General features: G+C 50.5%; 9 protein-coding genes. 1 reads left to right on the forward strand and 8 read right to left on the reverse strand.

All coding sequences use genetic code 11. The annotated features are described in order from the left end of the window. Positions 1–598 precede the first annotated feature (598 nt). The 8 genes from ACEPST_RS01465 to cdaA all read right to left on the reverse strand — a co-directional run bounded on the left by ACEPST_RS01465 (position 599) and on the right by cdaA (position 10,652). Entirely contained in the window at positions 599–1,684 is a 1,086-nt protein-coding gene (locus ACEPST_RS01465; protein ID WP_203644836.1) for an ABC transporter ATP-binding protein, read from the reverse strand. A gap of 206 nt (positions 1,685–1,890) precedes the next feature. Then, positions 1,891–3,336, reverse strand: a complete 1,446-nt coding sequence (locus tag ACEPST_RS01470) for a glycoside hydrolase family 73 protein (RefSeq protein WP_395390469.1) — start codon at positions 3,334–3,336, stop codon at positions 1,891–1,893. Positions 3,337–3,438: 102 nt separating this feature from the next. After that, complete coding sequence (locus ACEPST_RS01475) at positions 3,439–4,143, reverse strand: glucosamine-6-phosphate deaminase (RefSeq protein WP_204121016.1); 705 nt, start codon at positions 4,141–4,143, stop codon at positions 3,439–3,441. 151 nt (positions 4,144–4,294) lie between these two features. Then, positions 4,295–4,417 (reverse strand): hypothetical protein, encoded by a 123-nt coding sequence (locus tag ACEPST_RS01480; RefSeq protein WP_263853631.1) that lies wholly within the window; start codon positions 4,415–4,417, stop codon positions 4,295–4,297. 510 nt (positions 4,418–4,927) lie between these two features. After that, positions 4,928–6,745 (reverse strand): glutamine--fructose-6-phosphate transaminase (isomerizing), encoded by a 1,818-nt coding sequence (glmS, locus tag ACEPST_RS01485; RefSeq protein ID WP_125765581.1) that lies wholly within the window; start codon positions 6,743–6,745, stop codon positions 4,928–4,930. Between the two features lie 692 nt (positions 6,746–7,437). Further along, on the reverse strand, positions 7,438–8,793 hold the full coding sequence (gene glmM, locus ACEPST_RS01490) for a phosphoglucosamine mutase (protein ID WP_204120916.1): 1,356 nt from the start codon (positions 8,791–8,793) through the stop codon (positions 7,438–7,440). 36 nt (positions 8,794–8,829) lie between these two features. Continuing rightward, entirely contained in the window at positions 8,830–9,804 is a 975-nt protein-coding gene (locus ACEPST_RS01495) for a YbbR-like domain-containing protein (RefSeq protein WP_203644830.1), read from the reverse strand. Continuing rightward, positions 9,804–10,652: a diadenylate cyclase CdaA gene (cdaA, locus tag ACEPST_RS01500; protein ID WP_125765578.1), complete on the reverse strand. Its 849-nt coding sequence runs from the start codon at positions 10,650–10,652 to the stop codon at positions 9,804–9,806. Before cdaA ends, ACEPST_RS01495 begins: the two co-directional genes overlap by 1 nt. A gap of 237 nt (positions 10,653–10,889) precedes the next feature. Here cdaA and ACEPST_RS01505 point away from each other — a divergent pair, with 237 nt between their 5' ends. Further along, a complete protein-coding gene (locus ACEPST_RS01505) occupies positions 10,890–11,549 on the forward strand; it encodes a DUF1361 domain-containing protein (RefSeq protein WP_204120917.1) in 660 nt (219 codons plus the stop codon). Positions 11,550–11,609 lie beyond the last annotated feature (60 nt).

Below are 11,609 nucleotides of genomic sequence, written 5' to 3' on the forward strand. Positions count from 1 at the left end.
CGGAAATATCCCGATACTGGCGGCTTCTGAAACGTGCTACGCGGGGCAGGTTCCTGCGCTTAACCCCGACTAAGCAATGACCCAAGCCTGGCATAGTCCTTAAATTTTATCTTGCTTTAGGTCGTTTGCTTGACTCCTCGCGGAACTATCTTGGTCCTAGCGGCTTCTGAAACGTGCTATGCGGGGCAGGTCCCTGCGCTTAACACCGACTAAGCAATGACCCAAACCTGGCATAGTCCTTAAATTTTATCTTGCTTTAGGTCGTTCGCTTGGCTCCTCGCGGAACTATCCCGGTACTGGCAGCTTCTGAAACGTGCTACGCGAGCCAGACTCCTGCGCTTAACCCGGCAAAGAAAATATCCCAAGTTCGGGGATATTCCCTTTGCCACGTTAATGCTCAGAGTCAAACCGGCTCGCTCCGCACTCTACAAAAAGAGACCGAGAATTTCTTCTCGGCCCCGCCATTTAGTCTTCACCAAATGAGAGATAAACCTTTATTCGGTTCATTGGGAAATCAAATAAAGGGGTAAATAAATGGTAACTTAAAGATACCACGAAAAATAATAAAAATCTATCCGTATTCTTATTATTTTCTAATTTATTTCACATTTGTTGTTTTGTTTGAATCGTGAAGCACCGTTTCTGGGTGCACAATGCTCCCTGGGTTTTGCAGGACTTCACTCACTGAGTGACCCGAAACGTTGACCAGGCAAGCCAGGACAAAGACGATGGCAACCCCGAAGGTTAGGAGACGATTGCCCCAGCTCATCTTTTCGCTGATGACTGAGCCATAGAAGTCCTTTTTGACCTCGGCTGCCACGTTTGGATCATCCGGTGCCGCCGCTTGACGTTCTTCGGTGACCTGTTTCTGGTAAGCGTCAATATCAAAGGACTTTTGGTTGGTCTTCATTTGACGTTGGAAGTGCTTCTTTTCCTTCTTGGTCTGGCCCTTGAACCACTTGGTGAATTCGCGGTAATGCTTGACCACGTCAGCGGTCGCACCGATTTCCTTGAGCGTTCCATAGTGAATCCAGGCGACTCGATCACACAGAATTTCCACCTGTTTCAGGGAGTGACTAACGAAGACGATGGTCTTGCCCTCATCCTTGAACTCGGAAATCTTGTCCACACACTTTTGGTAGAAGGTATCATCCCCAACGGACAACGCTTCATCAATAATCAAGATGTCTGGGTTCACGTGCACGGCAATGGAAAAGCCCAGCCGTGACTTCATCCCAGAAGAGTAGCTCTTAACTGGTTGGTATAAGAAATCACCAATATCAGCGAACGACACGATGTCATCCATTAACGCATCAATTTCGGGATTGGTTAGTCCCTGCATCAAGGCCTTCAACCGAATGTTTTCCAATCCGGTCAGGTTGCCCCGTAAACCGGCACCGATGGCGATAATTGAGGTATCCCCGCGAACATCGACCGTCCCCGTCGTTTGGGGAATGATGCCGGAAATGATGTTGGACAGCGTCGACTTCCCGGAACCGTTGACCCCAATCAGGCCCAGGGTTTCGCCCGGCTTTACTTCCAGGGAGATACCCATCAATGACCAGAAATGTGGCACGGTGGAGTTACTCAGTGAGAAGAACGCGCGCAGTTTTTCCGCTTGGCTCTTGTACAGATCGTATTCCTTCGTAACGTGTTGTACTTTAATTTTGTAAGAATTATCCATGAATTAAACTTCCTAACTCAATTTTTACGTTTCCTTATGCGGCCCGTAAACGTACCGGGCTCAGTCTGTTGTATTATACCAAATATTTGTGACTTGTGGGAACTTTCTAGTCAGCCTTAGCGATTTGTTAAGGTGTCCGCGACGTTCCAAACGCAAAAAGGTTCAGCAGCCCTACGGCTACCAAACCTTCGAATCACTCTATTTAATTAAGCTAACGCGCGTGAATCGACCCAGTAATTGGTCTTGTTGCCGCTGAACTGGATGCGGTACCAAGTCGTCCCGTAGGCCGTCTTGAGTCCCTTATAGTTCACCGTAACTTTTGCGCCCTTCTTACTCCCACTCGGCCATTTATAGCTTTCCTGGTTAAAATGAGTCTTCTTCACGTGATTGTAAAGCGTATACTTCTTGTACTTAGCGCTCAGTTTCTTGGTGCCACTGGCCGCTGAGTACACAACGTAATCATACTGGGGACTGGCAGCCGTTTCCGTTGACGCAATCCAGTATTTACCGTCGCCAACCTTGAGCCGGTACCAGGTCGATTTGACCCCATCCTGCGTCTTCACCGCCTGATTATCAGCCGTGTAGGACTTTGCCGTTAACTTCTTCAGCGTGCCCATGGACTTGGCCAGGTACGGCGAATTGAATACGTGGTTATAGTAACTCCCACTCAATGCACTATTCACCTTGACCGTGGCCGACCCTTTGGTGTACTTAACGGTAGGCAAGGTTAACGCTTTGCCGTACACCCAATACTTCTTGGCTGAACTGCTGTTGGTAAATTTCAGCCGGTACCAAGTGGTCTTCTTGCCAGTCGTCGTGGCCTTCTTGACCCCACGCATATCCAGGTAAACCTGAACATCCTGGCCCGCTCTAACCTTGTTCCAAGCTGTCTTCGTGACCTTCTCGCGGGTCCCCTTGATGTGGTTGTACAGACAGTAGCTGGTGTATTGGGCGTTTAACCGAGCTGTTTGGGTCCCACTCGCACCAAAGTACGTCGCCTTATCATACACGACCGGCTTGGGCTTAGGTGCCGCGGTATCCGCACTGCTACTGTTAGAGGAGCTGCTGGATGAACTTGTCGAGCTTCCATCTAGCAGCGAGCTCAGACTGTACGTCTTAATAATCGAGATAAGACTGCTACCATAGGTCGGGGCGGTGGCGTAGGTGTTGGTCAGCGCATTGGCTGCGTCACTGTAAGTCGCCGCATTTTCCCGCCAGGTCCCACTGTAAATCGTGGGATTGTAACTGGTCCCATTGCGTAACAACGTGGCGTTGTCCGTCATTGAGGCTTTGGCGCTTGGATATTTTCTAAAGTTGGCATTGGTATAGTATAACTGTCCATTACTATCGTACTCGGACGTCTGCATCGTCACGGATTGGCCATTATAGGCGCCTTTAATGCCGAAGTAATTATTGGCGGTAGTGGTGAGCGTACTGGTCCCCCAAGCGCTCTCTAAGGCAGCCTGAGCCATCATCACGGACGGATACAATTTATACTTGTTTGCCACCGTCGTGACCGGACTCTTTAAAGTTGAGATAAAGGTTTGTGGGTCGGTGGTCGCCGCATGACCCGTCCCCTTACTAATGGTAAAGCCACCGACGCCGACACCCAAGACGAGCGCGGCTAGCAGCCATCGTTTCGTTCGCTTCATTTTACCGGTTTCCCCCTTAAAATCGCTTCCAGGACAAGAATACCATATGTGCCCCGGGTGCAGAAAGGAAAATTCAAGAGAAAATGCGGTTGAAACAAAGACTTAATCTAACTGACTTGCAGCGGCTTCATCCAAGATCACGGTCACGTTCGGATGAGTCTGCAAATAGCTGGCTGGCACGTCTGGCGTTACGGGACCTTGAATCATGGCAGCAACCGCGGCAGCCTTGGCTTCACCGTAGGCAACAATCAGGATTTGCTTGGCCTTTAAAATGGACCCGATACCCATGGAATAAGCGTAACGTGGCACTTCATCGGCATTGTCAAAGAACCGCGCATTGGCGTCAATGGTCGAATCCGTCAACGTCACCTTGTGGGTCGTTGAGTCGGGGTCAGTCCCGGGTTCGTTAAAGCCTATGTGGCCGTTCTTACCCAAGCCCAACAGTTGTAAATCAATCGGGTTTTCCGCAATGATTTGATCGTATTCGCTAGTGGCCTTAGCCGCATCCAAATCAGCCCCATCTGGGACATATGAATGTGCAAAAGGTTTAGCGTTGAATAAGTGTTCTTGCATAAAGTAATGGTAGCTTTGTGGATGGTCTGCGTTCAAACCAACGTATTCGTCCAGGTTGACCGACGTTAATTGACTGAAGTCCAAATCGCTCGCAGCCAATTGTTCATAAATGGTGACTGGCGTGCTCCCAGTTGCTAAGCCCAAAACCTTGGCCCCGTTCTGTAACGCTTCTTCAAAGACCCGGAAGCCGGCTTGGCCCCCTGCTTGCTTGTCGCTAACAATTTGTACCTTCATGTTCGTCAATTGTTTCATATCATTCAGTCTCCCTCTCTTAATGGTATAGTCCAATTATAAATGCTCTAGACCAGTTTTGCAAGTCATTTGCTCGGGATTTTGAAAATTTTTGAAAACAAAAAGGACGACCGCCAAAATGGCTACCGTCCCACTACTTCCGCCGAATTCCCCGCCGGTTGGCGCTTAAATCGTTCTGTTGCTTCCGGAATTTTTCAAAAGTGGCATCCTTTTGCTTCTGGTTTTTATGACTATCGACTCGCTTCGTATATTTCATCATTTTCACCTCCCGCTTTCATAGATTATTTGCAATTACTATACAACTAAAAGTAAGTTAACGCAAGAAAAAGACGTTCCCTGGCGAGCACCAAGACAGTCACAAACGCCGCGTTACTGGGCCATTAGCCAACTAAGCTACTCAACTTTCTCGTGGTGGCGTGCCGGGAAACAATCAGCGAGCAACGGCCGAAGTTGTATTGTACCTGTAGTAGACATCAAAGACGGCTGAATCCACCCACTTGTTGAGTGGCGCGCACCGAACCAGTCTCAGCGACCAGAGGTGGCTCAAAGTTCCCGGCTGTGTCGGTGGTCTTGGCTGAGGTTTTGTCTCAGCCTAGTCCACGGGACAACCTTTGAGACCGCTTCTCAAGCTCAAAGTTGAGGTGGAAGACCGCCCCTCAGCCTGGAACCGGCCCCATAGCCGGGCACTTTGAAAGCCGCCGCCGGGAGCGAACCCCAAACTCAAAAAAAGAGCCACCCAACAAGTGGGTAGCTCTCAGGTGAAACTTTATTCAACAGTCACACTCTTGGCCAAGTTACGTGGCTTATCAACATCCAAGCCCTTGTTCAGACTAGTGTAGTAAGCCAACAGTTGTGCTGGGACAACGCTCAGCAATGGCATTAACATTTCATCAACATCTGGCAGGATCAAGTCGTCGCCGTCAACGGCTAAACCTTCGCGAACGATGGTCAACGTCTTGGCACCCCGCGCCATGGTTTCTTGTAAGTTACTCCGAGTCAGGCCGGCCGTCTTTTCCTGGGTGATGAAACCAATGACTGGCGTGCCCTCTTCGATCAAGGCAATCGTCCCATGCTTCAATTCGCCGGAAGCAAAACCTTCACATTGAATGTAAGAAATTTCCTTCAACTTCAAGGCAGCTTCCAGAGAAACGGCGTGGTCGATCCCCCGGCCAATGTAGAAGGCCCGGTTGGTCTTCAACAGGTAGTTGTTCGAAATGGCTTCCAACTTATCCTTTTCGTCAACGATGGCCTGCATCCCCGTGGCAACTAACCCAAGTTGTTGGCGGATGTTAAAGTTTTGGGCGATGATTTGGCCCGTCACTTCACCTAAGGCCTTAGCCAGGATGGCTTCCAACGCGATTTGCGCCGTGTAAGCCTTGGTTGAGGCAACCGCGATTTCAGGACCGGCATGTAACAGCAACGTGTAGGTCGCTTCACGAGACAACGTGGAGTTTTGGACGTTCGTGATGGTCAGGCTTGGGTAGCCGGCATCGTTCACGTTGACCAGCACTTCACGGCTGTCGGCCGTTTCACCGGATTGCGTCAGGAAGATAAAGAATGGCTTCTCTGACAACATTGGTTGTTCGTAGGCAAATTCAGAAGAAACGTGAACTTCCGTTGGGATGTGCGCTAAGTTTTCAAACAAACGCTTCCCAATCAAACCGGCATGGTAGCTGGTCCCAGCACCCACGATGTACAGACGGTCAGCGGCTTGCATCGCCTTCAACAGCTTGTCATCAATTTCTGGTTCGCCGTGTTCTGACAGGTAAGTTTGCGCTAACTTGCGCATCACGTTAGGTTGTTCGTCGACTTCCTTCAACATGTAGAATGGGTAAGTCCCCTTGTCGGCTTCGTCGGCGTTCATGTCAACGTGGAAGGTCTTCCGTTCAACGGCGTTCCCGTCAGCGTCTTCAATGGCCACCTTGTCAGGGGTGATGGTCACCACTTCACCATCCATTAATTCCAGGAAGTCATGGGTTTCGCGTAACATGGCCAAAGCATCGGAGCAGACCACGTTAAACCCATCGCCGACCCCAATCAACAGTGGGCTCTTGTTCTTGGCAACGAATAACGTGTCTGGTTGGTCGCGGTCCATCATCAAGAAGGCGTAAGAGGAACCCTTTAACAGGCTCAACGTCTTAAGAAAGGCTTGCTTAGCGTCCAAATTGTCTTCAACGGCAAACTTATCGATCAATTGTACAACAACTTCGGTATCCGTTTGACTCTTGAAAGGCACGTCGCTCAAGTACTTAGCCTTGAGTTCTTGGAAGTTGTCGATGACCCCATTGTGGACCAAGTAGAACCGGTCGTCGTTTGAGAAATGTGGGTGCGCGTTGTCCACGCTAACGACCCCATGGGTTGCCCAACGCGTATGACCAATCCCAGTAGAACCGTGTACGTCTGGGGTAATCTTTGAACGTAATTGTGAGATTCGGCCCTTGGTCTTAACCAAGTAGTCCTGTCCCTTTTGGTCGTTCACGTAGATACCAGCTGAATCGTAACCCCGGTATTCCAGTTTTTGTAAGCCGTCAACTAAGATCTTAACGGCGTTGTCGTTACCCGTAACTCCAACAATTCCACACATAGTTTATATCTTCCTTTGCTCGACACCGGTTCCGGTAAACCGGACGGGTCGGATAATTTGATTAATTAAATGAATGAGCTTTCTCAGAAATTGGTATAGACTGAAACGTCCTGAAAATCATCTCTGAATGACTATACTTTACAGCGTTCCGTCAGGGTTGTCAATTAGAAAAGCCAAAACCGGTATATCGAAATATTTATACAAGGAAATCTTAAAAAACACGCACCTATTTGCCTACTTATGGGGTAAGCCATTGGGCAATTTGGTCATTCATGACTGGTCGTAATTTCCATTCACCAGCAAATAGCCCAAGAAAAAACAGGATTGGCGGCTCAGTTTATGAGTGGTCAATCCTGTTTGAACTTCTAATTAATTTAGTATTGGTCCGATGTTACCCGATTGCGTGTTTGCTGTTATCTGGCAAAGTGCCTCAGCCAGTATAAAACAGACGCCTAGCAAGACTAGCACAGGTTCAAACCTGTGTCAGCCGTGAGGTCGGCGAAAATAAACTCAGTCGTAGGAGTTTCCTTGGTGGCTCTGCCACCTAGGAAACTGGTATCTTTGAGACTCGTTTCTCAGAGGCTCAAAGTAAGCCTGGAGACCGCCTTTTGGCTCCAGGCGGCCGCCTACCACGTTCCGGTTTATTTTCGCCGACCGGTAAGGCGCCACCAACATCAGTTTAACCCAGAGTGCTAGTCGACGCCGACTTCGGCGCGGACCACGTCAGCAATCCGGTCCACGTAAGCCGCAACCGTTTCTTCGGTTGGGGCTTCAGCCATCACCCGTAACAGAGGTTCAGTCCCGGAAGGCCGAACCAAGACCCGGCCGTCGCCAGCCATTTCTTTTTCAACCGTGGCAATCATGGCTTGGACTTGGGGGTTGTTCAAAGCGGCTTCTTTGTCAGCGACTTTAATGTTGACCAACTTTTGTGGGTAGGTCTTCACGTCAGCGGCCAATTCGGACAGCTTCTTGCCCGTCACCTTCAGGATGTGGAGTAATTGTAAACTCGTCAACAAGCCGTCACCGGTCGTATTGAAGTCCAAGAAGACAATGTGGCCGGACTGTTCGCCACCCAGGTTGTACCCGGATTTCCGCATTTCTTCAACCACGTAACGGTCCCCGACCTTGGTCTTCACGGACTTCAGTTCATGGACCTCCATGGCCTTGTACATCCCCAGGTTACTCATGACAGTCGTCACGATGGTGTCCTTCTTCAGACGCCCATGTTCAGCCATGTATTTCCCACAGATGTACATGATCTTATCCCCGTCAACGATGTTACCTTCTTCATCAACCGCGATACACCGGTCACCGTCACCATCAAAGGCTAACCCAATGGCCGCACCCTTTTCCACAACAAATTTTTGTAATTGTTCTGGGTGGGTCGACCCAACTTGATCGTTGATGTTCAACCCGTTAGGCGTGGTGGCAATCGTGTCAAAGTCCAGGTTCAGGTCCGCGTATAAGCGAGAAACCAAGCCGCTGGTAGCCCCGTTAGCGGAGTCCACAGCGATGTGTAACCCTTCCAGGTCATCGGCAATCGTTTGTTCCAGGAACTGAATGTACTTTTGGCTACCTTCGGAGTAGTCTTCAACCGTGCCTAAGCCATCAGTCGTTGGCCGTGGTAAGTCGTCGGTTGGGGCATCCAGCAGGGCTTCGATTTCTTCTTCCATTTCGTCAGACAGCTTGTAGCCGTCGTTCCCGAAATACTTGATCCCGTTATATTCAACGGGGTTGTGGGAAGCCGTGATCATGACCCCGGCTGCGGCGCCTTGCGTCCGGACTAAGTAAGCAACGGCTGGCGTTGAGATCACACCCAAGCGGAGAACTTCGATTCCCACGGAAAGCAAGCCGGCAACCAAGGCATTTTCCAGCAATTGACCGGAGATCCGGGTGTCGCGGGCCACTAAGACTTGGGGGTGCGCGTTGTCGCTATCAGCGTGCTGGGTCAAGACATACCCACCGAACCGGCCGACTTTAAACGCTAACTCGGGAGATAAATCTTGGTTGGCAACTCCCCGAACACCATCAGTTCCAAAATACTTCATGTCAAATTTCCTCATTTCTCAATCTGTTTGTTGGTTTTATTTGGTTGTTGCTGTGACCGTGACCTTAATGGTTGACGGGTCAAATGCCGTGACATCGTTATCATTGGTGTCCAGCGTGACCGTCTTGGTCGTTTTACTCTTCACATCACTCACGTCAACGTCGACGTCAACGCTGTTACCTAGGGCCTTTAACTGCGAGGCACTCCCATACGCCGTGACCTTATTGCTGGTCGTACTCAGCTTATAGGACGTTCCCGATGACCCGTTCTTCGCGTTCAGGTTCACGCTGACCTTTTGGCTCTCCCCGTCAGACGTCACTGGCAGGTTCACAGTCGTGGTCGACGGTGTCAAAATGACGTTGACCGTCTTGCCACTACTGTCGAGCGCCTCGATGACCGCTTGGTTATTCACGGTCTTCTTGGTGTTGGCCGGCACCGTCAGCTGGGCGATGACCTGCTTGACCCGCGAAATCTCGTTGGCCGCGCCGGTCGCCTTGACCGTCGTCACGTCAGAAGTGGCCTTGCCAGCGGAATAGCCCGCCGCAATGTTTTGACTATTATACCGAACCTTGACCGGGAATGAAACCGTTCGCCGGGGTTCAATGTCCACGTTGATTTTTGCCGGATCAATGCTCGACTCAATTTCGTGATTCAAGCCCTCTTGGTGTAGGGTGACCGTGTGCTTGCCGACACCCAGGTCACTGAGCGCCGCGTACACTTTAAAATTTTGCGTGTTGGCGGTGGTTGTGACTAAGGCTAAGGGTCCCTTCAATTTAACTTTGACCTTGGAGGGGTAGCCGGTCACAAAATATTTATTACTATTCACGTTCAGTTGTAACGGCACCGACACCGTCATGGTCTTGGTGGCCGTGAGCGATGTCGTATTGCCCGTCGAACTGGTCGACGAGCCACTACTTGAGGACTTGGTACTGTTGACGTAGAAGAACAACAGCACGGCTAGGATCAAGGCGAGGATGCGGTACAACCACGTGGTATAACGCTCGTTTTTCATTAGCGCCGCCCCCCTCTAAACCGTTGATCAAACCAATCCAGTGCCCGTAAGAACACGTTATTGTTGTCAGTGGCTTCATCATTGACCAATTCGTTGCGCAAGAACTTCAGGTAGTCCGTTTGGGTCAGCCCGCGTAACAGCTCGTTGTTCTTAGTGATTGAAACTTCCCCGGTTTCTTCTGAAATGACGATGGTCAACGCATCCGTCACCTCGGAGATTCCCACGGCTGCCCGGTGCCGGGTCCCCAATTCCTTGGGAATCAGATTGCTCTCGGACAGGGGCAGGTAAGCCGCGGCGACGGCGATACGGTTATCACGGATGATGACCGCGCCATCGTGCAACGGGGTGTTGGGGATGAAGATGTTGATCAGTAATTCACCGGTCAACTCGGCATCCAGGTCGATCCCCGTTTCAATGTAGTCCTCCAGCCCGGTGTCCCGTTGAATGGTCATTAACGCCCCAATTCGCCGTTTGGACATGTACTGGATGGCTTTATCGAGGCCTTCGATCATCTTGTTGGCGGCTTCATTTTCATGCCGCACCCGGACAAACAAGGACCCCCGGCCGAGGTGCTCCAACCCCCGCCGGATTTCTGGTTGAAAAACAATAATGATGGCGATAACGCCCCAGTTGATCACTTGATCGACCAGCCACGACACCGTGTTCAGCCCCAGGTAGGCACTGATAAAGCGGACAATCAGAATTAAAATAACCCCACGGAAGAGCTGGATAGCCTTGGTTCCCCGTAGCATCACGATTAATTCATAGATGACGAACCACACCACAAGAATGTCGAGGAGGTTGACCAAATTTCCTATAGTTAGGAGATTTCCCCAATCCAGGTTCATGACTTTCCCTCCAAATTGAATTCAAATTTTATTATAGCACGGCACCGCTGACATTTCGCCCCGATTGCCGACAATCCCGCGAAACTCTGCCCCAATGGTCGCAAAGCTTACAGATTTCTTAAGGTCAGGTTCACCCGTTATTTAAATGAAAATAATCTGCTAATATAGAAGTCATATTCTGTTCGATTTCGGCCCCGCGCTGTAGAATGAGGGTAGTACTTTGGGAAAGGATTGGTGATGGCTATGAATCGGCGAGCCCGGTGGGAAATCCGCGTCTTCTTTGTGGCGTGGCTCATTTTCCTCTATTTCCGCGCGAAGGACCCCTTCTCGTTCTTGGTGCTCAACACCTTTCTAGGGGCCATCCCCATCGAGATCAGCTTTCACCTCGGGGCCAAACGACCGCGTGGCTGGCTATTCTGGCCACTCGTCCTGTTGTGGCTACTCTTCTATCCCAACGCGCCCTACCTGCTGACCGACCTGTTTCACCTGTCACTCCTACAGCCCTACGCCATGAGCGGCCTGCTGCGCGTCACGCCGCATCTGTGGATCTACTTCACCTACATGATTGTCAGTGCCATCAGCTGCTCGTTTCTGGGCTTCTGGAGCCTCAATCACGTCAGCCAGGCCATCACTGCGCGACTGGCTAAGGGCAACGGCCTCGCGCGACTAATTGTCGTTTTACTGCTGACCTTCCTGACGTCGGTCGGTCTGTACATCGGCCGCTTCTTGCGGATCCACACGATTTACCTATTCTTAAATCCCGAGCAGTTCATTCGGCCGTTGATGACCATGTGGACACCGGACATGTGGATCTTCGTGGTCCTGATGACGTTCATTCAACTGTTCTGCTACTGGATTTTGTACCTCATCATGAACAACCGTGACGTGACGGACTAGCGGGTTTAAGCTCCCTGTCCATCACCCACTGTATGATGTTTTGACCTAATAAATAACCCG

Source organism: Levilactobacillus sp. FUA 3915, from assembly GCF_044053135.1.
Classification (GTDB): Bacteria; Bacillota; Bacilli; order Lactobacillales; family Lactobacillaceae; genus Levilactobacillus; species Levilactobacillus lanxiensis.

What these genes read in the sequence shown, in the direction of transcription:
- ACEPST_RS01465 (WP_203644836.1), bottom strand. Translation starts at nt 1,684, where the DNA reads ATGGATAATTCTTACAAAATTAAAGTACAACACGTTACGAAGGAATAC.
- ACEPST_RS01470 (WP_395390469.1), bottom strand. Translation starts at nt 3,336, where the DNA reads ATGAAGCGAACGAAACGATGGCTGCTAGCCGCGCTCGTCTTGGGTGTC.
- ACEPST_RS01475 (WP_204121016.1), bottom strand. Translation starts at nt 4,143, where the DNA reads ATGAAGGTACAAATTGTTAGCGACAAGCAAGCAGGGGGCCAAGCCGGC.
- ACEPST_RS01480 (WP_263853631.1), bottom strand. Translation starts at nt 4,417, where the DNA reads ATGAAATATACGAAGCGAGTCGATAGTCATAAAAACCAGAAGCAAAAG.
- glmS (WP_125765581.1), bottom strand. Translation starts at nt 6,745, where the DNA reads ATGTGTGGAATTGTTGGAGTTACGGGTAACGACAACGCCGTTAAGATC.
- glmM (WP_204120916.1), bottom strand. Translation starts at nt 8,793, where the DNA reads ATGAAGTATTTTGGAACTGATGGTGTTCGGGGAGTTGCCAACCAAGAT.
- ACEPST_RS01495 (WP_203644830.1), bottom strand. Translation starts at nt 9,804, where the DNA reads ATGAAAAACGAGCGTTATACCACGTGGTTGTACCGCATCCTCGCCTTG.
- cdaA (WP_125765578.1), bottom strand. Translation starts at nt 10,652, where the DNA reads ATGAACCTGGATTGGGGAAATCTCCTAACTATAGGAAATTTGGTCAAC.
- ACEPST_RS01505 (WP_204120917.1), top strand. Translation starts at nt 10,890, where the DNA reads ATGGCTATGAATCGGCGAGCCCGGTGGGAAATCCGCGTCTTCTTTGTG.